General features: G+C 64.4%; 16 protein-coding genes. 12 read left to right on the forward strand and 4 right to left on the reverse strand.

What is annotated here, in order from left to right; genetic code table 11:
• Positions 1-97: 97 nt before the first annotated feature.
• Entirely contained in the window at positions 98-2,155 is a 2,058-nt protein-coding gene (locus CKO25_RS09610) for a hypothetical protein (RefSeq protein ID WP_200387714.1), read from the reverse strand.
• Between the two features lie 358 nt (positions 2,156-2,513).
• On the opposite strand from CKO25_RS09610, the gene CKO25_RS09615 reads away from it, so the two are divergent.
• The 9 genes from CKO25_RS09615 to CKO25_RS09655 all read left to right on the forward strand — a co-directional run bounded on the left by CKO25_RS09615 (position 2,514) and on the right by CKO25_RS09655 (position 17,705).
• Entirely contained in the window at positions 2,514-3,641 is a 1,128-nt protein-coding gene (locus tag CKO25_RS09615) for a glycosyltransferase (RefSeq protein ID WP_200387715.1), read from the forward strand.
• The gene (locus CKO25_RS09620; protein ID WP_200387716.1) at positions 3,641-4,810 is read left to right on the forward strand and encodes a glycosyltransferase; all 1,170 of its coding nucleotides are present in this window, start codon (positions 3,641-3,643) and stop codon (positions 4,808-4,810) included. The genes CKO25_RS09615 and CKO25_RS09620 overlap by 1 nt, the downstream gene beginning before the upstream one ends.
• 16 nt (positions 4,811-4,826) lie before the next feature.
• On the forward strand, positions 4,827-6,797 hold the full coding sequence (gene asnB / locus CKO25_RS09625) for an asparagine synthase (glutamine-hydrolyzing) (RefSeq protein ID WP_200387717.1): 1,971 nt from the start codon (positions 4,827-4,829) through the stop codon (positions 6,795-6,797).
• Between the two features lie 8 nt (positions 6,798-6,805).
• A complete protein-coding gene (locus tag CKO25_RS09630) occupies positions 6,806-7,948 on the forward strand; it encodes a glycosyltransferase family 4 protein (protein ID WP_200387718.1) in 1,143 nt (380 codons plus the stop codon).
• A 96-nt stretch (positions 7,949-8,044) separates the two neighbouring features.
• Positions 8,045-9,322 (forward strand): OmpA family protein, encoded by a 1,278-nt coding sequence (locus tag CKO25_RS09635; RefSeq protein WP_200387719.1) that lies wholly within the window; start codon positions 8,045-8,047, stop codon positions 9,320-9,322.
• A gap of 363 nt (positions 9,323-9,685) precedes the next feature.
• The gene (locus CKO25_RS09640) at positions 9,686-11,896 is read left to right on the forward strand and encodes an RCC1 domain-containing protein (protein ID WP_200387720.1); all 2,211 of its coding nucleotides are present in this window, start codon (positions 9,686-9,688) and stop codon (positions 11,894-11,896) included.
• A 407-nt stretch (positions 11,897-12,303) separates the two neighbouring features.
• A complete protein-coding gene (locus CKO25_RS09645; RefSeq protein WP_200387721.1) occupies positions 12,304-14,433 on the forward strand; it encodes an RCC1 domain-containing protein in 2,130 nt (709 codons plus the stop codon).
• Positions 14,434-14,550: 117 nt separating this feature from the next.
• Positions 14,551-16,656 carry a class I SAM-dependent methyltransferase gene (locus CKO25_RS09650; RefSeq protein ID WP_200387722.1) on the forward strand — a complete coding sequence of 702 codons (2,106 nt, stop codon included), beginning with the start codon at positions 14,551-14,553 and terminating at the stop codon, positions 16,654-16,656.
• 2 nt (positions 16,657-16,658) lie between these two features.
• Entirely contained in the window at positions 16,659-17,705 is a 1,047-nt protein-coding gene (locus CKO25_RS09655) for a rhamnan synthesis F family protein (protein ID WP_200387723.1), read from the forward strand.
• Positions 17,706-17,742: 37 nt separating this feature from the next.
• Here CKO25_RS09655 and CKO25_RS09660 read toward each other — a convergent pair whose 3' ends face one another.
• The gene (locus CKO25_RS09660) at positions 17,743-18,732 is read right to left on the reverse strand and encodes a serine/threonine protein kinase (protein WP_200387724.1); all 990 of its coding nucleotides are present in this window, start codon (positions 18,730-18,732) and stop codon (positions 17,743-17,745) included.
• Between the two features lie 21 nt (positions 18,733-18,753).
• On the opposite strand from CKO25_RS09660, the gene CKO25_RS09665 reads away from it, so the two are divergent.
• Positions 18,754-19,710, forward strand: coding sequence for a P-loop NTPase family protein (locus CKO25_RS09665; protein WP_200387725.1), 957 nt, complete (start codon positions 18,754-18,756; stop codon positions 19,708-19,710).
• A 242-nt stretch (positions 19,711-19,952) separates the two neighbouring features.
• Entirely contained in the window at positions 19,953-22,211 is a 2,259-nt protein-coding gene (gene parC / locus CKO25_RS09670; protein WP_200387726.1) for a DNA topoisomerase IV subunit A, read from the forward strand.
• A 30-nt stretch (positions 22,212-22,241) separates the two neighbouring features.
• Here the strand turns inward: parC and CKO25_RS09675 are convergent, their stop codons facing one another.
• On the reverse strand, positions 22,242-22,586 hold the full coding sequence (locus tag CKO25_RS09675; protein WP_200387727.1) for a TusE/DsrC/DsvC family sulfur relay protein: 345 nt from the start codon (positions 22,584-22,586) through the stop codon (positions 22,242-22,244).
• A gap of 169 nt (positions 22,587-22,755) precedes the next feature.
• Here CKO25_RS09675 and CKO25_RS09680 point away from each other — a divergent pair, with 169 nt between their 5' ends.
• Positions 22,756-23,439: a hypothetical protein gene (locus CKO25_RS09680; RefSeq protein WP_200387728.1), complete on the forward strand. Its 684-nt coding sequence runs from the start codon at positions 22,756-22,758 to the stop codon at positions 23,437-23,439.
• Here CKO25_RS09680 and CKO25_RS09685 read toward each other — a convergent pair.
• On the reverse strand, positions 23,434-23,865 hold the full coding sequence (locus CKO25_RS09685) for a DNA polymerase III subunit chi (protein ID WP_200387729.1): 432 nt from the start codon (positions 23,863-23,865) through the stop codon (positions 23,434-23,436). The genes CKO25_RS09680 and CKO25_RS09685 overlap by 6 nt on opposite strands.
• Positions 23,866-23,915: the final 50 nt, after the last annotated feature.

Here is a 23,915-nt window from a genome sequence, read left to right on the forward strand (position 1 = left end):
GCCGCGGGCCAGGCGGGCGCGCGGCCAGCATCCAAGTCGCCGCGCGCAAGCCCTGCTGCGCTCGGCGTCCGCGTGGCAAGGATGGTGCTCAGTCGCTTCACGTGGGCACAGACGGTGCGCGCGGGCCGTCGATCAGCGAGGGTCGAGCGGTTGCATCACCGCGCGCCAGGATGGCGACGAGTGACAGCCCATTGCCGAGCCACAAGAGGATGTCGATCGGTGAGAGATAGCGTGGGAGTACGACAGTGATGAAGGTCAGGGCCAAGGCGTAGAGCAGTGCGCCGAACCACAGGGTCAGGATCATTGCAGCTAGTGCCCCGTCACGAGACAGGGCGATCGCCAGCAGGCCCAGGATCAAGGAGGTCACGAGCAGGAACAACCGTTGTGGTGGTGCGAGCGGGAGGAAGTCATCCAGGACCCGTACCCAGAGGGTGTCGGCCAAGGCGCGATAGAGTTCGGCGGCTTGGCTGAACTCCGCGCCAGTGCCGAGCAGAACGCTATGATTGCGCGGGTCGAGTGGAAAGACCTGGTCGATGGAGTTGGCGGTCGCGGTGAGCAGACAGTTGATTTGGCCAGGACAATAGGTCGGGGAGCCTACGCCGAGCAACGCCCGCTGCAGTTCTCGGCCCCATTGCGCGGCGGTTTGTGGGTCGGGCGCGAAGGCGAAGGTTTTAAAGGCCGCATTCATGAGGGCATCGGGATGATGACCGTAGAGCTCGGGGGTCGCGCGAATGGCCTCATGCGGACCGGTCCAGGGATTCTCGGTGATCGCCATCACCGGCAAGGCGTGGCGAACCGCCGGGTCCGTGGTCCGCGCGGCGATGGTGGCGAGCCAAGCGTCACGCTCCCCCGGCGGGAGCTGCTGGTAGGCCTCCTGGAGACGATATACACCCGCGCGGCCCAGGATCGAGGTCTGTTGCGCATCGAGTTGGAGGACGACATAGCGTGTGATGAGGCCGTTTGCGGCCACCACCGAGACCACCAAGGCACCCGCTTGGAGGATGGTGAAGAGCCGGGGGCGTTGGTTGCTCGAGAACAGGGCGAGCAGGATCAGATAGGCCACTGGCAAGGCCCCGAGGACGAGTAGGGCATGGCGCGAGAGGCTCGCGGCCAGGAGTGTCAGTCCAAGCGCGGTGGCGACCCCCAAGGTCAGGCCATCGCGGCGCAGTCGCAGCAGTGCACCCAGGAAGAAGAGGGTGAGTGGATTGGCCAATCCTTCGGTGAAAAAGCCGTGCGCGAAGAGATTGAAGCTGGTCCCCAGAGCGGCGAGTGCGGCCACCAGCAGGATCTGCCAGCGGACCCGGTAGGCCGATGCCAGATAGGTGATGGCCAGGATCGAGAGCAGATGCTGCACCCACTGAGTGGTTCGCAGGATCTGCGGTGCCTGGTCGAATACCGATTGGACCAGGGCCATGAAGAACGGGTAGAGGGGCGGATGATGGGGGATCCACTCCAACTGCCAGAGGAGCCAGATGGTGCTGTCCGAGCCGTTCCAGAGCGGTGGGGCCAGCAGCAGCGCTAGGCCGGACAGCAGGCTGGGAATGAGGGCGGCGACACCATAGTCGGGTAGGCGCCGCCAGAGCCGACGTCCGCCGCTCCATCCGGCATGTGCCAGTTTGGCCCGTGCGCTCCAGAGCCATCCGGCGAGTCCGATGACGGCCAGAACCGTGCCGCCATTGGCCAGACGCAGCAAGAGCGCATGCGCGACCCCCGCGCTCAAGCGTGCGTGGTAGCTGCGCCCATTGGCGCGGGGGTCACTCCCATCGCTGGAGGCGAAGATCAAGAGCCGTCCCCAATGGAGATAGCCGTGGCCGATTTGTTGCACGGCATCGAACTCGGCATGGGGGGGGCCGAGCTGAACGCCATCCTCGAATAGCAGGAGGGCTGAGCGGTAGGGGTTGCCAAGATGATCACTGAGGGGTTGCCATGGCCACGGCAAGGTCCGTTTGAGATCGATCTGAAAGGCGTGGCCGGCGACGGGGACGATCGCATCGGGGGCGAGTGTGAGCTCGACGGGGCGCTCGAGTGTGCGCAGGGTGAGGGCGAGGAGGACGAGCAGCAGCCCGGTTGCGAGCAAGGCCAAGGACCATCGCCGCGCGCGGGCGGGACCGCGCACGCTCAGGCTGGCTGGTGTCAGGGACGTTGATCGCTCCATGGTCTCGATACAGTGTTGGACGCACCGTGCCGCACGGGCAGGGTCACTCGCCGGGCTATGATGTTCGGTTCGGTGGCCGGGGGCTCGGGCCCGGAGCACGGGGCCATCAGCCCCAATGCTGCGCGAAAGTCTACAGGAATCCACCGGCCGGTGAACCTCCGCGCGGACACATCCGTTTGCGCTGAACCGGGCGAGCCAGACCGGCGGGTTGCGCGCGAGGTCCGGCGGGGCCTCGGCGGTGATACACTCACGGCCTTCCGCGGTTGGGCGGGCCGGACTCGGGTGGGTGAGCGAACCGAGTCCGACCCGCCCGGCACATTGCCCCGTCACGTCCGGATCCGGCCTCACAGACCCATCGATGAAGCGTCCCGAGCTTGCGATCTTCCTGCCCTCCCTGGTCGGCGGTGGTGCCGAGCGTATGATGCTCAATCTTGCCAGCGGGATGGTCGACCGCGGAGTCGTTCCCGATCTCGTCGTGGCGAGCGAGGAGGGACCCTACCGGGCGCTGGTGCCCGCGCCGTGCCGGCTGGTGAATCTGCGGGCGCGGCGCGTGCTCGCGGCCTTGCCGGGATTGGTGCGGTATCTCAGAAACCGGCGGCCTCATGCCTTATTGGCCGCGATGGATCATGCGAACCTGGTGGCCTTGGCCGCGGGTGCCTGGGCGCGAGTCCCGACCCGGGTGTACGTCAGCGTTCGCAGCAATCTGACTCAAGAGGCGCTGCACTCGCCATTCCTGCGCGGTCGCGCACTGCCCCTGCTCGCTCGTCATGGCTATCCTCGGGCCGCGGCCGTGATCGCGGTCTCCCAGGGTGTCGCGGACGATCTCCAGAGCTTACTGGGGGTGCGGCGGGCACGGATTCAGGTGATCCCGAACCCGGTGGTGACCCCTGAACTCACGCGGTTGGCACGCGAACGCCCGACGCATCCATGGTTCCGGCCGGGCGGGCCGCAGGTCATCCTGGCCGCGGGTCGGCTGGTTCCGCAGAAGGACTATCCGACGCTCTTAGAGGCCTTCGCGACGCTCGACCCTGGCGTGGAGCGGCGCCTGCTGATCCTGGGCGAAGGGCCTGAGCGTCAAATGCTCGAGGGCCTGATCGCACGCTTGGGACTGGTGGGGCGTGTCGCGTTGCCGGGTTTCACCGCGAATCCCTTTGCCTTCATGGCCCATTGCGATCTCTTCGTGCTCTCCTCGGCCTGGGAGGGGTTGCCCGGCGTCTTGATCCAAGCCATGGCCTGTGGGACGCCGGTCGTGAGTACCGACTGCCCGAGTGGTCCGCGTGAGATTCTGGCGGATGGCCGATTGGGTCGACTGGTGCCGGTTGGCGATGTCGGGGCGCTGGGCGCGGCGATCGCGCGGACACTGGAAGAACCGCGTGAGGGGGCGCGCTTGCAGCGCCGCGCGGCCGATTTTGCGGTGGAGTCGGTGACGCGACAGTATCTGGAGGTCTTGGGTCTGAGGTGTCCGTGCACGGTGAGTCCCGGGTGATGAGAATCCTGCATCTCATCACCGGATTGGAACTGGGCGGCGCCGAGATGATGCTCTACAAGCTCCTCGCCACCTTGGATCGAACAGACTTCGACCCGCTGGTCGTCACCTTGATCGAACCAGGTCCGATGCGCGAACCGATTCAGGCGCTGGGCGTGCCGGTGGTGACACTGGGGATGCGCCGGGGTCTGCCCGCGCCCCGGGCGATGGGACGGTTGGTGGCCGTGGCGCGGGATTTTCGTCCCGACTTGATCCAGTCGTGGATGTATCATGCCGACCTGGTCGCGGTGCTGACCCGTCCCCTGATGTGGCCGCGCGCGGGCCGGCTGCCCCGGTTGGTCTGGAACATTCGCCAGAGTAATCTGGATCCGCGCTCGACCCAGCGGACAACCCGCTTGGTGGCGCGATTGAACGCCTTGCTCTCGCATCTTGGCCCGGATCACATTCTCTGTTGCTCCGAGCAGGCCTTGAGGCTGCATCAGCGTCTGGGGTATCGGCGGCGGCGGACGAGCGTGATCCCGAATGGCTTCGATCTGGAACGCTTTCGTCCGGACCCGGCGGCGGGGCTTGCCCTGCGCGATTCCGTGATGGTGGCGCCGGACCGTGCGCTCATTGGAATGGTGGCGCGTTTCGATCCGCAGAAGGATCCGCGAACCTTCCTGCAAGCCGCGGCCCGGGTGCGCGCGGCGCGCCCGGATTGCCGTTTTCTGCTCTGTGGTCCCGGCATGGACAGCGACAATGCGCCCTTGGTCCGTTGGATCGACCAGTATGGACTCGGTGACGCGCTCATCCTGCTGGGTGCGCGCCAGGATACGCCGCGCATCTACGCGGCGCTGGATCTCCTGGTCTCGTCGTCCGCCTACGGCGAGGGCTTTCCGAATGTGATCGGCGAAGCAATGGCCTGCGCCGTGCCTTGCGTGGTGACGGATGTGGGGGACTCGGCCCGGATCGTGGCCGACACGGGGATCACGGTGCCGCCTCGTCAACCCGAGGACCTGGCCGCCGCGCAAATCCGGCTGCTGGATGCCGGAGGGGCCGAGCGGGTCCGGCGGGGCCAGGCCGCGCGCGCTCGGATTGCCGCCTGCTATGACCTGGACGGGATCGCGCGGCGCTATGCGGATCTCTATCTCTCATTGACGTCGGGCCCGCCGCGACCGCGGGCTCATTGACTTCGGGAAGCGTCTGATGTGCGGACTCTGTGGTGTACTCGAGACCAGCGCGGAACGGGCCGCGGTGCTGCGGGAGGCCATCACCCGCATGACGGACACCCTGGTGCATCGCGGCCCGGATGATCAAGGATCCTGGGTCGACGCCGAGGCGGGCTTGGCGCTGGGACATCGCCGTTTATCGATCCTGGATCTCTCGCCCCAGGGACATCAGCCGATGGTGTCGGCATGCGGTCGATTTGTCCTGGTCTTCAATGGCGAGATCTATAACCACGCGGCACTGCGCCGCGACTTGGGCGCGGACCAGGTTTGGCGAGGTCACTCGGATACGGAGGTCTTGCTGGCCTGGATCGCTCGGCATGGCGTGGCGCGGACCCTCCCGCGCCTGAATGGTATGTTCGCGTTCGCCTTGTGGGATCGGCAGCATCGCGCCTTGACGCTGGCACGCGATCGCCTGGGCGAGAAGCCACTCTATTACGGCTGGAACCGGGGACGCTTTCTCTTCGGCTCTGAACTCAAGGCACTCACCGCCCATCCCGAGTGGCATGGCGAACTCGACCGGGACGCGCTCGCGGCTTATCTCAGGTTGAGTTTCGTGCCGGCGCCGCACTCCATTTATCAGGGCATCCGGAAGCTACAACCCGGAACCTTCGCGCACCTGGAGTCGGGGCGAACCGAGCCGCGGATCACCGCTTACTGGAGCGCGCGCGAGGCCGCCGAACAGGGGTGCGCGCATCCCTTCGCAGGGACCGAGGCGCAGGCGCTCGATGCGCTCGAGTCACTGTTGCGCGATGCCATTGGACTGCGGATGCAGGCGGACGTCCCACTCGGCGCCTTCCTCTCGGGAGGTATCGATTCGACCGCGATCGTGGCCTTGATGCAGTCGCAATCGTCCCGGCCGGTGCAGACCTTCTCGATCGGTTTCCATGAGGCGGGTTTCGACGAGGCCCCCTTCGCGCGGCGTCTCGCCGCGCACCTGGGCACGGATCATACCGAACTCTATGTCACCGCCCAGGACGGACTCGACACGGTCGCGCGGCTCCCGCGGCTCTGGGATGAGCCCTTTGCCGATCCGTCGCAGATTCCCACCTACCTGCTCAGCGCGATGGCCCGGCGCGGCGTGACCGTCTGTCTCTCGGGCGATGGGGGCGATGAACTCTTCGGTGGCTACTCACGGTATCTCTGGACGCGCGACACCTGGCGCGGTCTCGGCAAGGTCCCATTGGCCGTGCGCCGGGCCATGGCGCGGGCCGTTTTGCGGGTTGGCACCCCGACCTGGGACCGGTTGCTCAGACCGCTCGGCCGCTTCCTCCCCGGGCCGCTGGCGATCAACAATCCGGGGGATCGCCTGCATAAGGCCGTCGATGTGCTGACCGGCGAGTCGCCCGAGGCGCTCTATCTGCGCATGCTCTCGCATTGGAAGGACCCGGCTGCGATCGTCATCGGCGCGCGCGAACCCGTCACCGTCCTGACCGATCCGGCGTTGCGCGCCCACACCGGGTCGATCACCGAAAGCATGATGTTCATGGACAGTCTGCTCTATCTGCCCGATGACATCCTGGTCAAGGTCGATCGTGCCAGTATGGCGGTGAGTCTGGAGGCTCGCGTCCCCTTGCTCGACCATCGGGTCTTCGAATTCGCTTGGTCATTGCCCTTGCACTGGAAGGTCCGCGGTCGGGTCGGCAAGCTGCCGCTGCGTCAGATCTGCGAACGCTATTGTCCGCCAGCACTCTTCGAGCGTCCCAAGATGGGCTTTGGCATCCCGTTGGAACATTGGTTGCGAGGGCCCCTGCGAGACTGGGCCGAGGCGCTGTTGGCACCGGCCCGACTCCGGGCCGACGGGATCTTGCATCCCGAGCCGATTCGGCTGCTGTGGGAGGAGCATCTCGCCGGGCGTCGTAATTGGTCCTACTACCTCTGGGATGTGCTGATGTTTCAAGCCTGGCTCGATGCCACGCCCCGGTGGTCATCGGTTGGCGCCGGCGGGTGAGGTGATCGATGCGGCAACGGCGGATCCTGTATTTCGTCCTGGCGGACTGGTATTTTTGTACCCATTACTTGCCCCTCGCGCGCGCGGCTCGGGCGGCGGGGTTCGCGGTCACTGTGATCACCTCGGTGGAGGCGCATGGGGATACCATCCGCGCCGCCGGACTCGATCTGATCGACCTGGCGGTCTCGCGTCAGGGAATGAATCCCGTTCGTGAACTCATGAGTCTGGTGCGGGTCATGAAGAGCCTGCGCCGCGTTCGGCCCGACCTCCTGCACAATATTGCGCAAAAACCGGTGCTGTACGGCACCTTTGCCGCGCGTCTCAACGGCGTCGGCGCGGTCGTCAACGGCGTCGCCGGGATGGGCTATCTGTTTGGGTCGGACAAACTGCGCGATCGCGTGGTGCGGGCCCTGCTCGGCGGTGCCTACCGAGCCTTGTTGACCGCGCCGTGGGTGCGCGTGCTGGTGCAGAATCCGGACGATCAGCGTCAACTCGAACGGCTGATCGGCATTCAACCGCTGTTGATCCCGGGTTCGGGCGTGGATGTGTCCGCGTTCACTCCAGTGAACGCGCCGCCCGGCCCAGTGGTCGTGATGTTGGCCTCGCGCATGCTCTGGGACAAGGGCGTGGGGGAACTGGTGGCGGCGGCACGCGTGCTGAAGGAACGCGGCAGCAGCGCGCGTTTCGTCCTGGTCGGGCGGCCCGACCCGGGCAACCCCGCATCGGTGACCGCGACGACACTCGAGGCTTGGCACCGAGAAGGATGCATCGAATGGTGGGGTTATCAGTCCGATATGCCCGCGGTCCTGGCACAGGCCCATATCGCCTGTTTGCCCTCATACTATCGTGAGGGGCTGCCAAAATTCCTGCTCGAGGCCGCCGCCGCTGGCTTGCCCCTGGTCACGACCGATGCCACGGGATGTCGTGAGGCGGTCGAGCCGGGTGGGAACGGCTTCCTGGTTCCCATCCGCGACACCAGGGCCCTGGTGACGGCGCTGGAGCAGCTGATCGCGGATGCCGATCTGCGGCGGCGCTTCGGATTGCGTTCGCGCCTGCTTGCGCTCGAGCGGTTCGATGCGGTGCGCATCCATGATGCAACGCTGCGCGTCTATCAGGATCTATTGGAGAGGCGGGAGCGGGCGAGGGCTTGAGTCCCCCGCGGCCGCGGCCTGACCACGCATCCCGGGCGCGCTTAGCGGGTCTGCGTTGTCTCATGACCGACTCGCTTCATTCTTTGAGGAGTGCTTATGTCAACATCCAAACCGTCGGCGCGATCGATCCCCATCGGCATTTTGATTCTGGGGCTGATTGCCGTTGCCGCCGGATTCTTCTTCATCATTCGGCCCGCGATGGGTCCAACGCTCCTGGTCGAGGAGGCCCCCGACACCGCTCGGGACCTGATCGCGCCGATCGCGAGCGAGGCCGCACAACCCCTCGCACCCTCGGCGCCATCACCCATGATGCCTCGGGCCGCGGTCCCGGATCCCGCAGTCCCAGCGAACGAGACTCCGGATCCTGCGCCGTCAGCGGTGCTCGAGACTCCGCGCGACAGTGCCGCGATGCCCTCCGGTGAGGATCTCCTCGCCCCGAGTGCATCGCCGCCAGTGAGCGAGCCTGAACGCGAACCGGATGTGGCGCCGTCAATGGATGCCTTCTCCAGGCCGGAGTCGCGTGACCGACGAGACGATGACAGCGGCGGGCCCGCAACCGGCTCGCTGGCGAGTCCGCTGCCGCCGGCTTCGGCGGCTGGGGATCAGACCGCGACCACCGAGCAAGTCCCTGAGGCGCTCGAGCAGTCAACGTCAGCGGTGGTCATGGAGATGGATCCCACCGAGGCGGGTACGGATGCCGCCGCGTCCTCCCGGAGGGTTACGGTCGAGCCGGCGCCGCCGGCGGATTCCGAGCCTGAGCCCGAGGTCGATGCGGCGCAGCGGATGGCATTGGTCGAGCGGGTCGAACATCTCGAGATGGCGCTCGCCGCGCTCTATGCGCACCAGAGTGATCTCGAAGCGCAACTCAGCGCGCAACTCGAGCGCATCCATGCGGCCGTGTCCGATCAGGGGATGCCGCTCGCGCCGGCGGTCGCGCCAGTGCGGTTCGACCGCGCTGGACTGGATGCGGCGCTCGACGAATTGGGCGGGGACTGGACTCCCGATGGCTATCGTCTGCTGTTTGAAGAGGCCGAACTCGGATTTGCCGTGGGCGAGAGTGAGCCCGCGGATCCACCCTTGACAACCATTGCGGCGCTGGCGGATTTGCTGATGCGCTACGATCAGCTCTGGGTGCGCATCGAAGGCCACACCGATCCGAAGGGTGGCACGGCACGCAACCTGGCTCTGTCTCAAGACCGCGCCGAGGCGGTGCGTGAACTCCTCATCGAGTCGGGGGTCGAGGCCTCACGGATGACTGCGGTCGGACTCGCCAATGCCCGTCCCATCACGGACAATCGCACCGTTGCCGCGCGTGAGCGCAACCGGCGTGTCGAGATCTATCTGATCGAGCCCGAGACTGAAGATCGTGATTGAGGTTCGGTCGTGAATGGTCGACAATACCCAAGTGGAAGTAGGAGGAGAGGGATCTCGCGGTCGATGTGCTGTTCACTGTGATGCCCAGTCACCTCATGCTGTTCGTACTCAAGTCCCATTCCGCGTGCGGATCGTTTGGCGACGCCCGACTGTCTGCCGCGGCTTCGTCCCGCCGACGACCGTACCACTTGTCCGCTCAGGCTGCATTCGTGTCTCGGCGTCTGCGCGCGCGTGTTCGCGGTTCTCTTCGGTTTTCCAGGGTGTCGTCTGCTCCCGAGCGCGGGACAGTACGGTGGGTGCGTTAGGCGGATCTGCTGCCATCCGTCTCAATAGTTTGTTCGCTTCTAGTTCGAGGATTTGTTCATGTTACTGAAAAAAGCTGCCGATTCGGCCGCGGTCCGTCCACGCCTCAAGAGCGGGATGGGAGCGGTCGCACTCCTAGGATTGGTTTTGGCCATGGTGCCAGGATGGATGGCGACGGCGTTCGCCGAGCCGAGCGAATCAGCGATCGCAAGTCTCCTTGACGAGGCGAGGGCCGCTGGCTGGGTACGCGTGCAAGTGGAACTGCAGGCCTCCGGACTCGGCGCCTTCGCCGGTGACGAGGCAGCCATTGCGGCCTACGCCGAGGATCTCGACCAACAGGCCGCGAATCTGCTGTTCTCGTTGCCCGCGGGATCCTACAGTGTCGTGCAGCGTCTGGCGGGAAGCACGACGCTCACACTCGAGGTGAATGACGCGGGGCTTGAGTATCTCCTGGTCGCGCCGATGGTCGTCGCCGTCGCACAAGCCGGCCCGCCCGCGGTGCAACAGGTCGCCGCTGGGTATTTTCACAGCCTCGCGACCAAAGCGGATGGCACGCTCTATGCTTGGGGTTGGAATGGTTTTGGACAGCTCGGTGATGGCACGACCCGTCCGAGCGCCACGCCCATTGCGATCGAGAACGCGATCGCCGGGGTGAGTGGTGGATGGCAATTCTCCCTGTCACTCGCGAACAACGCCAACCTCTCATCCTGGGGTATCAATAATCGAGGTCAGCTCGGTGATGGCACCACCGAACTCCGCGCGACTCCAGGGCCTGTGATCAGTGGTGCGACGGGATTGTCGGCGGGGCGGACTCATGCGCTCGCGGTGCAGTCGGGTGGGGCGCTGCTGGCATGGGGTCAAAACACCTATGGCCAGCTTGGTGATGGCTCGCGTTTGGATCGAATCAGCCCGGTAACCGTTCTGACAGACGTCTCGGGCGCGGCGGCGGGCGGGTTTCATTCGCTGGCGATCCGCAACGATGGCAGCCTCTGGTCCTGGGGCTTTAATCTCAACGGCCAACTGGGCAACGGCACGGAAACGCTCAGCGAATTGCCGATCCCGATCATGAGCAATGTGATTGGCACGGATGCCGGCTACGCCCACAGCATGGCTGTGACGGCGGATGGCACCCTCTGGGGCTGGGGTTCAAACGGATCCGGCCAGGTGGGCGCAGGGGCTGAAGCCAAACAGCTTACACCGATTGTCATCATGACGGATGTGGCAAGCGTCGCGACCGGGAGCAAACACACCCTTGCGATCAAGACGGATGGAAGTTTGTGGGCGTGGGGTTTGAATGACCGAGGCCAGTTGGGTGATGGCACGACGACGAACCGTTCCACGCCGGTGCAAGTGATGACGGATGTGGTGGCGGTGGCGGGTGGTGAGTCCCACACCCTGGCACGCAAGCGGGATGGCAGTCTGTGGTCTTGGGGTGGCAACGAGGTGGGTCAGTTGGGTGATGGCACCCAGACGGATCGCGCGCTGCCGGGGCCAGTGCTGGAGTTTGGACCGCCGGCCTCGCAGACGTTGAATGCGGCGGTGTTGCCCTATGCGCGGGCGGTGGCGGTGAATCAGCCGGCGACGGCGTTTGCGAGCCTGATTAACAGTGGTTCCGAGACGGCGCGGGGGTGTTCGATCGCCTTGGCGGCGGGGGTTGATGCGGAGTTTTTGTATCAGACGACGAACGCATCGAACGAATTGGTGGGTACGGCGAATACGCCGGTGGACATTGCCGCGGGGGCGACGCAGGGCTTTTTCTTTGCGGTGACGCCGCGTGCGGCCTTTACGGCACGCGATCTGGAGTTGGTATTTGATTGTGCCAACACCGCGCCGGCCCCGACGCAGGCGGGGTTGAACACCTTTTTGCTGACGGTGACGGAGTCGGCGCCGGTGGACATGTTGGCGATTGGGGTGACGCCGAGTGGCGATGGGGTGGTGCGGTTGCCCGGTCGTACTGGGACGGGTGCCTTTGCGGTGGCGGCGGTCAACATTGGTCGCACGGGTCCGGTGCGCGTGACCGTGGATGACGGTGGTCGTCGTTTGCCGCTGGAACTGCAGGTGTGCGAGACCGACGCCACTGGTGGCTTTGTGGAGTGTGGGCCGGCCCTGACGCGTTCGGTGGCGGCGGGTCAGGGGTTGACCTTCACGGTGGTGGTGACGGGCACGGGGCGGTTGGTGCCCTTTGATCCGACGCTCAATCGACTGTTCCTGCGGTTTGCCTCCGGCGGGACAACGGTTGGGGCGACCAGCGTGGCGGTGACCACTCCCTAGCGGGCGGCACCGAGGCTCAGACCCAGCTCCTCCGGCTCTGAACGGAGCCGGAGTGGCTGGGACCATCAGGACTGAGCCGATCCCCTTTCCGATCGTTTCGATTCGGCTTTCACTCCCGTGAAGGCCGAATTCCTGTCTCAGACGATCAATCGGACGTTCCGCAACCGCCCCCGCTCTGGAGGGCTAGCCACTGTCGGCTCGGCGGGATGTGACCCATGCCGCGGGCTGTGTTCTGATCCGACTTGTCCATGGGATCCCAGGTTGGGTTCGGATCAGGACATCGGTGAGCGAGGATGAGCCTGTCCGTGCATCGTTTTTTTGTAATCTAATCAGGTGGGAAGATGCCTTCTCGGGGAACAGGGTTGCGGTGGCCGTGTCGCACGGGCTTCATTTTGGTGCCATGGCTCGTGTTGAGTTGGGCGGTCTTCAATCAGGGTGCGGCCGCGGCCGTCGCGCAAGTCGATCAGCTCGGATCCTCGCAGAGTGCTTGGGTGGTCCAGCCCGACCACTGGAGCGAGGTCCAAGTGGTGCTGGCGCAGCCGGAGCCGGCGCACGAGACGGGTCCAAGCGCCCGGGTGCTGCAGGCTGAGCGGATTGATGATCTCGTCGAGGACGTCCTCTTTGCCTTGCCCAGCGGTTCCTATCGCCATCTGCGACGGGCGGCGGGTGACGTTGAGATGCTGCTCGAGGTCGATCCCGCGGGATTGGATGGACTCTTGATGTCCTCGGCGGTTGCCGCGGTCATCCCGCTCAGTGCAACCATCGATCAGGACATCGCGGCCGGCGAGACCCACAGCCTCGCAATCAAGCCGGATGGGACGCTCTTCGCCTGGGGTTGGAATGCTTATGGCCAACTTGGCGATGGCACTCGGACTCGCCAAGATGCGCCGATTCCGGTGCAGCGGCAGGTGGCGTCCTGCGCCGCGGGGTCCACGCACAGTTTCTCCATCACTCGTGATCGTGAACTCTGGGCTTGGGGGCGGAATCAAAACGGACAACTCGGCGACGGGAGCCGGTCCGATCGTTCGTTCCCGGTGCGGGTGTTGGACGATATCGCGGATGTGGCCGCGGGACGCTATCACTCGCTCGCGCTCGACCGTGATGGCACCCTCTGGGCTTGGGGATACAATCAATATGGCCAACTTGGCGATGGCACTAGGATCGACCAACTGGTGCCGGTCGAGATGCTGACCAACGTCAAGGCGGTGGCCTCGGGTTGGATGCATTCGCTGGCCATCGAAGCGGATGGATCCCTGCTGGGTTGGGGATTCAATGGATATGGTCAGCTGGGTGATGGCACGACGACGACGCGCCTGACGCCGATCCTGATCATGCGCGATGTCAGGGCCGTTGCGGCGGGTCGTGGCACCACCTTCGCGCTCAAGACAGACGGCACGCTTTGGGCCTGGGGTCGCAACGATTTCGGCCAACTCGGTGATGGCACGACGATGAGTCGTCTGAGCCCAACCCGTATCATGGAGGGGGTCGTTGCCGTGAGAGCGGGATTGTTCCACACCCTTGCGATCAAGACGGATGGAAGCTTGTGGGCGTGGGGTTTGAATGACAATGGTCAGTTGGGTGATGGCACGACGAGGAGCCGTTCCACGCCGGTGCAGGTGATGACGGATGTGGTTGCGGTGGCGGGTGGTGAGACCCACACCCTGGCACGCAAGCGGGATGGCAGTCTGTGGTCTTGGGGTGGCAACGAGGTGGGTCAGTTGGGTGATGGCACCCAGACGGATCGCGCGCTGCCGGGGCCAGTGCTGGAGTTTGGACCGCCGGCCTCGCAGACGTTGAATGCGGCGGTGTTGCCCTATGCGCGGGCGGTGGCGGTGAATCAGCCGGCGACGGCGTTTGCGAGCCTGATTAACAGTGGTTCCGAGACGGCGCGGGGGTGTTCGATCGCCTTGGCGGCGGGGGTTGATGCGGAGTTTTTGTATCAGACGACGAACGCATCGAACGAATTGGTGGGTACGGCGAACACGCCGGTGGACATTGCCGCGGGGGCGACGCAGGGCTTTTTCTTTGCGGTGACGCCGCGTGCGGCCTTTACGGCACGCGATCTGGAGTTGGTATTTGATTGTGCCAACACCGCGCCGGCCCCGACGCAGGCGGGGTTGAACACCTTTTTGCTGACGGTGACGGAGTCGGCGCCGGTGGACATGTTGGCGATTGGGGTGACGCCGAGTGGCGATGGGGTGGTGCGGTTGCCCGGTCGTACTGGGACGGGTGCCTTTGCGGTGGCGGCGGTCAACATTGGTCGCACGGGTCCGGTGCGCGTGACCGTGGATGACGGTGGTCGTCGTTTGCCGCTGGAACTGCAGGTGTGCGAGACCGACGCCACTGGTGGCTTTGTGGAGTGTGGGCCGGCCCTGACGCGTTCGGTGGCGGCGGGTCAGGGGTTGACCTTCACGGTGGTGGTGACGGGCACGGGGCGGTTGGTGCCCTTTGATCCGACGCTCAATCGACTGTTCCTGCGGTTTGCCTCCGGCGGGACAACGGTTGGGGCGACCAGCGTGGCGGTGACCACTCCCTAAACCGGTGATCTGACACTCAGGCGCAACTGCTTCGGTTGCCCTGCCGTTTGTGATGTGGGACGTCCCATCGGCTCATCGGCCAATTTTATTTCCATGTTTTTTGATGAGGCCTCTGTCATGAAGATCGACTGGAACCCGGCCGCGTCCGTCCACTTCACCTGTCCGGTGTGTGGTGCGGAGGGAGAGAAAGGATTCATCGCGGCGGTCCCCTCCGCCTTCGAAGAACAAGGCTTACTGCGACTCTACGCCTGCGGGTCGTGTGGATGCATGCGCTTTCCCGATTTGGTCGCGGCGTCCTACGAACAGGGTGCCGGCATGGGGGACTCAGATCCGGCCGTGGTCGAGAGCGCAACCAAATTCTACGTCGAGCAGGGGGGCGCGCCCGATACCATCGTTGAGCCCTTATTCTGGTTCGATCACGGCGAGGTCAAACGCTACGCTGAGGTGGGATGCGGCTTTGGCTTTGGGATCGATTTCGCGCGCGAGGCTCTGGGCTGGACGGTCCGTGGCTTCGATCCGTCGCCACTGGCCGCGGCCGGGAGTCAGCTGCTCGCGCTTCCGATCACCCCGGATTATCTCGGTCCGGCGACCTGGGCGGGGGAAGCGCCATTCGATCTGTTGCTGGCATCCGAGGTGATCGAGCACGTCGCCGATCCGCACCGCTTCCTCGCGGACATCATCCCGGCCCTGGCGCCAGATGGGTGGTTGGTGCTGAGTACACCGAACGCGGCTGGCGTGCATCCAGACAGTTCCACCGCCGCCTTGTTGCAGGCCCTGAGTCCAGGCTATCACTTGGTTCTCTTCACCGAGACCGGTCTGCGGGGGTTACTCGAGGCGCATGGCTTTCGACATCTGACGATGCGGGTTTCGGAGACCACCCTGACGGTGCTTGCTTGTCGCGAGGCACGGCAGGGTGATCCAGCGAGAACGCTCGACCGGCGGCTCTATCGCGCCTACTTGGAACGACGCCTGCATTCACTCCCAGCGGATTCATCCCTCGCGCACGGCTATGCCAGTCGTTTGATCAAGGAGGATGTCAATGCGGGTGATCTTGACGCAGCCGCGCAGACCCTGCGGACGTTGACCGAGACCTATCGTCGCTGTTACGGAATCGATCTCGATGATCCCGCCGGCATTGCGATCGAACCGCCGAGTGCTGGATCCTTCACTCGGTTTATTGCGGCCTATCCCACGAATCTCTGTGGACTGGCCTATCGGAGCGGCTTCCTGGCCTTGCATCAACGGCAGGATTTGCACGCAGCGCGCGCCGCGTTCGAGTTGGCCATTCGAGCCGGCGAGGCCTTGCGCATGGCCTTGCAATCGATCGGATCCGACGATGGGGAGACCGAGCATCTGGTCGACCTGAGTCGCCAACGCGTGCTCGAGATCAGCTTGCGGCTCGAGCCCGAGCAAGCGGCGGCCCACCTCGATGCCGCGCGACGTGCCGAGGGGATCACGGAACAGACCTCCGCAATGATGCAGCGCGGTTTCGAGCAACGGGTTGAGCAGTGTTTCGTCGATCTGGTGCTCAGCGGCGCTTACCCGGCCGCGAGTGCGCTGGAGGCCGCGCGCCCGTGTCCGGACGCGGACTTGCTCGAGCAGGCACGAACCGAGCGAGAGCGCATCCGTTCCGCGCTTGCCCGCGGCCTGCTCACGCTCAATCATGCGGGCGACGCCACGTCCGCCCTGCCGTGGTTCCGCCTCGCCCATGATGCCGCGATGGGACAGGATGCGACGGACCCGGCTGCGTACGCGGACCTCGCCCCAACCATCGAGATGGGCTATGTGCTCGCGCTCACCACCGTGGAGCCCCTGGAGGCGGTGCGGATCTGTCAGGGGCGTTTGGCCTCATCGCAGTCGCCGTCCGCGCCGGCCCTTGGTCTGTGTCGTGAGGTCTTCCAACGGCTCGTGCACGGTGGTTCCTATAAGGCCGCCGCGCGACTCGAGCCCGCCCTCAAGCGGGCCTTGATCGATGAGCCGGAACTCGGTACGCCCGATCTGCATCTGGCGCTCGGCCTCTTCCTCTTGAACTATGAGGCTGATCCGCAACGGGCGCTGCATGACCTCGAGCGCGCCGCGGCCATGGCGGCGCCACGGACGCCCGCGGCGGAACTCGCGGTCTTCCATATCGGAGTTGCTAACAGCCAACTGGGTCTCGAAAGCGAGATGTTAGAGGGCCCCGGGGCAGAAGCGAATCCTCGGGCGGGTGGCTTGGAGTCTTAGGCATGTCTGGGATGATGTTGAGAGTGGTCCGCTGGTTTGGGTGGAACATCAATCGGCTGGCGTTGTTCCTCTATTTCAAGTTCTGTTGGGTGCGGTCACGCTTGATCGGACCAACGAGCTGGGTCAAGTCGCGGTGGGAGGGCGATCGCGATCTGGCCGCGGCGACGCGCGTGGCTCTCTTCGTTCACTATGACCCGAAAGGCATCGTGCACGAATTCGTTCTCTACTACCTCGAACGGCTCAACGCACTGGGCTTCACGCCGATCTTTGTCACCAATGGTCCACGGCCCACGGCCGCGGCGCTCGATCTGTTGCGCCCACTGTGCGGGCGCATCCTCTGGCGGCGGAATCGCGGCTATGATTTCGGCGCCTATAAGGATGCCCTGCTGGAGGTGCCTGATCTCGATGCGCTGGAGATGCTGATCATCGCCAATGACAGCGTCTATGGACCCTTGCAGCCGCTCGAGGAGATCATCGCGCGCGCCGATCCCGAGCAGGCGGATGTGTGGGGGATCACCGACAGCTACGAGCATCATTACCATTTGCAGACCTATTTCCTGCTGGTCCATCGTCGCGCCCTGGCGTCCAGTGGTTTTCGCGCCTTTTGGAAGCGTCTCGTCTACACTCAATCGAAAACCGTGGTGATCCACAAGTATGAGATAGGTTTCTCCAAGCACCTGCTGGCGGCACGCCTGCGCCTCGCGGCGATTCATCCCTATCGTGAACTGGCCTTCGAGATCGCCGATGACCTGCGGCGGCGAACACAGCGCGACCCCAAATGGTGGAGGCATGTCGGTCATGCCGACCATCTCAAATGGCTCTATGGCATCATCACCAGCGGATGCCCGCTCAACCCCAGTCACTTCTTCTGGGAGCCCTTGACCGTGAAACATCGCTGCCCCTTTCTCAAGCGCGAGTTGCTGACCCGTAATCCCTGTCAGGTCCCGATGGTGTTTTTCTGGGAAGAGGCCATTGCACAGGTCAGTGACTACGACACGGGCATGATCACTCGACATCTGCAATATCTGCTGCGCAATCGCAGCATCTGATCGAATCGCGGTGGCTGATTTCTGACCGGGATAGGGCTCACCCGCTCCAGAGTGGCCCCTCTTCCATCGCGGCGATCTGCTCGCGCAATTGCAGGATCTGGTTCTCCCAAAATCCTTGGGTTCCGAACCAGGGGAAGGCGAGTGGGAAGGCTGGGTCTTGCCAGCGTCGGGCGAGCCAGCCTGCATAATGGATGATGCGCAGTGTGCGCAGACCTTCGAGGAGGTGTAGTTCGCGATAGTCGAACTCGCGAAAGTCTTCATAACCAGCGAGGATGTCGGCCAACTGTGCACTCATCTCATGGCGGTCACCGGATAAGAGCATCCAGAGGTCTTGCATGGCCGGCCCCATCCGGGCATCGTCGAAATCGACGAAGTGTGGTCCGGCGTCGGTCCAGAGCAGATTGCCTCGATGGCAGTCGCCATGCAGTCGGATTTGGGTTGGGTGTCCCGCCCGGGCGAAACAGGCCCGAACGCCGTCGAGGGCCTGTGCGAGCACACTGCGATAGGCCGGCAGGAGATCGTGAGGAATCCAGCCCTGATCCAGCAGATAGGCGCTCGGTTCTACGCCAAAGGACTGGAGATCCAGGGTTGGGCGGTGGTGGAAGGGCGCGCTGGCACCGATGGCGTGGATCCGTCCGAGCAGGCGTCCGAGCCATTGCAGCACCTCCGAGTCCTCCAGCTCCGGGGTGCGTCCACCGCGCCGCGGACTGAGCGAGAAGCGATATCCATCCACGTGATGCAGCGTTCGGCCGGCGATGCGCAGAGGGGCGACGGCGGGTATGTCCCGTTCGCTCAGCAACGCCGTGAACGTCTGTTCCTCAAGGATCGCCTCGTCGCTCCAGCGCTCGGGTCGGTAGAACTTAGCGATCAAGGGCGCGGCGTCCTCGAGACCGATTTGATAGACGCGATTCTCGTAGCTGTTGAGCGCGAGCAGGCGGCCGTCGGTTACCAGACCCAGTCGCTCGACCGCGCTGAGGACGCGGTCTGGAGTGAGATCGGCATAAGGGGTTGGATTCAAATCACTCATCTCATCTTAAGGATTCTGCTGATGTTTCATCGCGTGACTGGATGGTCGCTGTGGATTGGAGCGCTGTGGCTGGCCACAGCCTCCGCCGCGTCCACGCCCGTGCGTTTCTTTGCCCTCGGCGATGTGCCCTACTTCCGGGCCGAGACACCGCAGATGATCGACCTGCTCGATCAAGCGGTCGCGGAGGGTGCGCCCTTCCTCATCCATGTTGGCGACATCAAGGCCGGCAGCACACCGTGCACGGACGAGAATTTACACGAGATTGCCGCGATCTTTCGCCGCCAACCGGTCCCGGTGGTCTACACGCCGGGGGATAACGAATGGACGGATTGCCATCGCGCGGCGGCCGGGGCGCATGATCCGCTGGCGCGTCTGCAGCGTGTGCGTGAGATCTTCTTCGCCGATCCGAGTGTCTTGCGACGCGCACAACTCGACCTGGTTGAAGAGGTTTCGCACGACGCACCTGGGTTTCCCGAACAGTTCGCCTTCATGCACGAGGATGTGCTGTTCGTTGCCCTCCATGTTGTCGGGAGCAACAACGGCTATCGCGCGGAGGATCCGGCCGCGGTGGCCGAGTTCGAGACCCGTGATCGCGCCAACGTTCGATTTCTGGCCGCGATGGGGGAGGTCGCGCGCACGCGCGCGGCCCGCGCCATGGTCTTGATCTTTCACGCCAACCCACAATTCGAGCGGACACCGCCGAGCCGCGGGTTTGTGAGGATGCATGAGGCGTTCATCGATTTGATGAACGCCTATCCGGGGCCGGTGCTGGCGTTGCACGGCGACACCCACCGCTTTCGTCACGATCATCCGCTGCGCGATCCCGCCAGCGGTGAGCCCTTCCGCCGTTTCGTGCGCGCAGAAGTTCCAGGCTCCCCGCTGGTCGGCGGCCTGTGGATTCGCATCGACCCGGAGCACAGCGAGGTCTTTGAGGTGCGGGTGGAGTACCCGATCTCCCGAGATCGTTTCATGCCCTGACGAGGATTGTTCGCCCGATAACTGGTGGAGCCTATGAATCCATGGCGCGCCACGACATCCGCCATCACCCGCGTCACAGCTCGATCACCGAGCCAGGCGCCGAGTATAGCTCCGGTTGCGGCAAGGGTGTGGGTGCAATCGCAACGGCGCGCCCGCCCGGGCGTGGCTGGCGGATTTGTTCCCAATCCCAACTTATCGCATCATGCGCGACCGCTGAACGCAGTGATGGTTAAGGATCGGTTATGACACAGACGACGGCCTATACCCCGGAGGGGCTTGAGCGCCTTCCGTTGAAGGACTTCACCGAAAAGGCGTATCTGGATTATTCCATGTACGTCATTCTCGACCGGGCCCTGCCCTACATCGGGGATGGTCTCAAGCCGGTTCAACGACGGATCCTCTATGCCATGTCCGAGCTGGGGCTGTCGGCGGCGGCCAAGTTCAAGAAATCGGCCCGCACGGTTGGCGACGTGCTGGGTAAATTCCACCCGCATGGAGACTCGGCTTGCTACGAGGCGATGGTGTTGATGGCACAGCCGTTCAGCTATCGCTATCCCCTCGTCGATGGCCAGGGCAACTGGGGGTCACCGGATGATCCGAAATCATTCGCGGCGATGCGCTACACCGAGTCGCGGTTGACTCCCTATGCGGGCATCCTGCTCGACGAGGTCGGTGAAGGAACGGTGGACTGGCAACCGAATTTCGACGGGACGCTCGACGAACCGAAGATGTTGCCGGCCCGGTTGCCGAATCTATTACTCAATGGGGCGACCGGCATTGCGGTCGGGATGGCAACGGATATCCCGGCACACAATCTGGGCGAGGTCGCGCGGGCCTGCCGGCATCTCTTGGAGCATCCGGAGGCCACCTTGGAGGACCTGATGCAGTTCGTCCCAGGGCCGGATTTTCCGACCGCGGGTGAGATCGTCACATCGCGGGATGAACTCGTGAAGATCTATCGCACGGGCGGGGGGAGCCTGAAACAACGGGCGTGTTATCGCCTGGAGCAGGGCGAGATCGTCATCCATGCCTTGCCCTATCAGGTTTCGGGCAGCCGGGTCCTGGAACAGATCGCGCAACAATTCAACGCCAAGAAGTTGCCGATGATCGAGGACTTTCGCGATGAGTCCGATCATGAGTTCCCGACCCGTTTGGTGATCGTACCCCGCTCCAATCGGGTCGATATCGATCGTCTCATGTTGCACCTGTTTGCCACGACAGACCTCGAGCGCAGTTATCGCGTGAACATGAATGTGATCGCGCTCGATGGTCGGCCGCGGGTGATGGGGCTGCGTGACATCCTCTCGGAGTGGTTGCACTATCGCACGGCCACGGTACGTCGACGATTGCAGCATCGGCTCGCGCAGGTGCTTGATCGCTTGCATCGACTCGATGGCTTGTTGATTGCGTTCCTCAATCTCGACGAGGTGATCCGCATCGTACGCACCGAGGACGAGCCGAAGTCGGTGTTGATGGCACGCTTCGCCTTATCCGATCTCCAAGCCGACTATGTCCTCAATACACGGCTGCGCCAACTGGCGCGTCTCGAGGAGATCAAGATCCGCGCCGAGCAGGCCGAACTCGCGGCCGAGCGCGATCAGCTCGAGCACACGCTCGGTGATCCGCAAACGCTGCGGTGCTTAATCAGCGACGAACTGGCCGTCGATGCCGAGCGTTACGGGGATCCGCGCCGTTCTCCGCTGGTCCGCCGCGCCGGCGCGGCGGCGATCGACGAGAGCGATCTGACACCCACGGAGCCGGTGACCGTGGTGCTCTCGGAGAAAGGCTGGGTGCGCGCGGCCAAGGGTCACGAACTCGATCCGAGTGGCCTCAGTTATCGTTCGGGCGATCGTTTTCTGATGGCAACGCGGGTGCGGAGCAATCAGACGATCGTCTTCCTCGATTCGAGTGGTCGGAGCTATTCACTTCCCGCCCACACGCTTCCCTCCGCGCGCGGTCAGGGTGAACCGCTCACGGGGCGAGTCGATCCTCCCGCCGGGACGCGCTTCGTTGCCGTCCTCGGCGAGGATCCTGAACGGCGCATCCTGCTGGCCTCGGATGCGGGCTATGGCTTCATCACCCGCATGGCGGATTTGCAGGCCAAAGGCAAGGCCGGGAAGGCCGTCCTCACCCTGCCGCCTGGCGCGCAGGTCATGGCGCCGGTGCTGCTCCCAAACGCGGAGACCCTGGCGCGTGCGCGACTCGCCGCGGTGACTTCCAGCGGACACCTCCTCCTGTTTCCGGTCACGGCACTCCCCGAGATGCCGCGTGGCAAGGGGAACAGGATCATTGGGATCCCAACGGCGCGCGCCGCCGCCCGCGAGGAATGGTTGGTCGCCCTGGCGATTCTTCCCGAGGGCGTGCCGCTCGTGCTCGACGCAGGTCAACGTCACCTGACGTTGCGCGCGTCTGATCTGGACGGCTATCAGGGGGAGCGTGGACGCCGTGGACGTCTCCTGCCGCGCGGGTTTCAGCGCGTCGATGGGGTGCGTCTCGGGTGATCGAAGCCCGATTTGTGTTCGAGGAGAGCCTCAGCTCATGTAGCTCAGTGCCTCATCACCTGGATGGGGCAACCCGGCGATCCGCCACGCTTGGCGGCAGGAGCCGAACAGATGCTGTACGGCATCGCGTTGCATGCCATGGGTTCGGCAGATCTGGGAGACCGGCGGAATCGCACCATAGGTCATGTGATGTTCGCGCAGATAGTAGATGATCGACCAATGACGGGGCTCAAGGGGACCCATGCCATCGCGTTCCGCCATCACCCGGGCCATGCCGGCATTCCATTGTGACGGGTCGATCAGGAAACCCTGATCATCGACGGGCAGTGGGCGGTGAAACCCTGGTGGGCGGGTGACGGCTCGGATCTGGGGCATGGCGGTTCTCCTCTGGCGTGGGTGGAGCGGGTGCGTCATCGGCGCGCGTGGTCTCGTCGTGCGGCTCGTCTCTAAATTCTGCTGATATCGGTATAAAATCGAGCATCATCCCTGACAACTATAGTCGGGATTGAGCGTTCGTCAATGTCTGACGTGGGAGGTCGTCGCCATGCCGGAACTCACGATGGGGCTCGCCTGGTTCAACCTCTTGCCGGTGTTCTTCACGGCCGTGGCCCTGTGGTTCCTGATTCGTTTGGTCGCCGCGTTGGATCCTCGTCAGCGCGATCTCGCCTGGAGTGGGGCCATCCTGATCCTGTGCGGTGGTCTCGCGAAGGCGAGCTGGAAGCTGCTGTGGGTCCTCACCGGACAGGATGTGATCTGGCTGTCGCAGGCGCTCTTTCCGCTAATCGCTCCTGGCTTCACCTTGCTGGCCGCCGCGCTGTGGCCGCGCGCTGACCAACCGCGGCGGCGAGGACTGGCGACGCGGCGCGCGCTGGTGACACTGTTGCTCCTGGCGGTTGCCGCGATGGCCTTGATCAGAACCTTCGGGTTGGGGATGGAACGTGGTTGGTTCGTCCCGCTGCTGGTGCTCGCGAGTGGCGCCAACCTGGTGCTGAGCCTGCTGCTGATGCGCTTGGCCTGGAGCCAGCGACGCGTGGGGTTGACCACGCTGCTCGGCGTGCAACTGCTCCTGGTGTTCGCGCTTCCGCCGATTGCCTTGGCGGGTGCTCATTCCCTATCGATGCATTGGCTCGAGCAGATCCTGACCACGCTGGGGATGGCGGTGTTTGCGTTCGTGGTCTACCGGCTCGACGCCCTCGCGCGGGCCGGCCGGCCGATCACGCCCTTATAGGCTCAGCCGATGGTGGTGCAGTGGGTAGCCGCGGTCGCGGTAGTAGCGATAACGCGCGCGCCCGGCTTCTTGTTGTGTGGCGTCTCGATCGATGGGTTCGCACAGACGAGCAAACCGGCTGAAGAAGGTCGGCACCTCGGGGGCGAGATTGATCAGCACCTCGTCCTCGTCGAGGGGGGTGCCATCGCCGCTGATCAGAACGGGCGTCAGGGCGTGATCGGTTTGTCCTATCCGGCCGTGCGGGATGAAGCTGTCCTCGCGAAAGGTCCAGAGTAAGCGGTCGAGGTGCTCGGCTTGAGTGCTGTCCGGGCAATGGATAAGGATGCGCGAGCCCGTCGCGCGGATGCGTTCGACGAGGCGGCAGGTCAGCACGAAGCGGTCGCCGGTGCCGTGGGGTTCGAGGCTGTAGAAGTCGATGCGTGTCATCGGGTTCCAGGCTTTGTGATATGGTTTCGACCAGCGCTGACGCATCCTGT

Origin of the sequence: Thiocapsa imhoffii, from assembly GCF_016583985.1 — a bacterium.
GTDB lineage: Bacteria > Pseudomonadota > Gammaproteobacteria > Chromatiales > Chromatiaceae > Thiocapsa > Thiocapsa imhoffii.

What these genes read in the sequence shown, in the direction of transcription:
- CKO25_RS09610 (WP_200387714.1), bottom strand. Translation starts at nt 2,155, where the DNA reads ATGGAGCGATCAACGTCCCTGACACCAGCCAGCCTGAGCGTGCGCGGT.
- CKO25_RS09615 (WP_200387715.1), top strand. Translation starts at nt 2,514, where the DNA reads ATGAAGCGTCCCGAGCTTGCGATCTTCCTGCCCTCCCTGGTCGGCGGT.
- CKO25_RS09620 (WP_200387716.1), top strand. Translation starts at nt 3,641, where the DNA reads ATGAGAATCCTGCATCTCATCACCGGATTGGAACTGGGCGGCGCCGAG.
- asnB (WP_200387717.1), top strand. Translation starts at nt 4,827, where the DNA reads ATGTGCGGACTCTGTGGTGTACTCGAGACCAGCGCGGAACGGGCCGCG.
- CKO25_RS09630 (WP_200387718.1), top strand. Translation starts at nt 6,806, where the DNA reads ATGCGGCAACGGCGGATCCTGTATTTCGTCCTGGCGGACTGGTATTTT.
- CKO25_RS09635 (WP_200387719.1), top strand. Translation starts at nt 8,045, where the DNA reads ATGTCAACATCCAAACCGTCGGCGCGATCGATCCCCATCGGCATTTTG.
- CKO25_RS09640 (WP_200387720.1), top strand. Translation starts at nt 9,686, where the DNA reads ATGTTACTGAAAAAAGCTGCCGATTCGGCCGCGGTCCGTCCACGCCTC.
- CKO25_RS09650 (WP_200387722.1), top strand. Translation starts at nt 14,551, where the DNA reads ATGAAGATCGACTGGAACCCGGCCGCGTCCGTCCACTTCACCTGTCCG.
- CKO25_RS09655 (WP_200387723.1), top strand. Translation starts at nt 16,659, where the DNA reads ATGTCTGGGATGATGTTGAGAGTGGTCCGCTGGTTTGGGTGGAACATC.
- CKO25_RS09660 (WP_200387724.1), bottom strand. Translation starts at nt 18,732, where the DNA reads ATGAGTGATTTGAATCCAACCCCTTATGCCGATCTCACTCCAGACCGC.
- CKO25_RS09665 (WP_200387725.1), top strand. Translation starts at nt 18,754, where the DNA reads ATGTTTCATCGCGTGACTGGATGGTCGCTGTGGATTGGAGCGCTGTGG.
- parC (WP_200387726.1), top strand. Translation starts at nt 19,953, where the DNA reads ATGACACAGACGACGGCCTATACCCCGGAGGGGCTTGAGCGCCTTCCG.
- CKO25_RS09675 (WP_200387727.1), bottom strand. Translation starts at nt 22,586, where the DNA reads ATGCCCCAGATCCGAGCCGTCACCCGCCCACCAGGGTTTCACCGCCCA.
- CKO25_RS09680 (WP_200387728.1), top strand. Translation starts at nt 22,756, where the DNA reads ATGCCGGAACTCACGATGGGGCTCGCCTGGTTCAACCTCTTGCCGGTG.
- CKO25_RS09685 (WP_200387729.1), bottom strand. Translation starts at nt 23,865, where the DNA reads ATGACACGCATCGACTTCTACAGCCTCGAACCCCACGGCACCGGCGAC.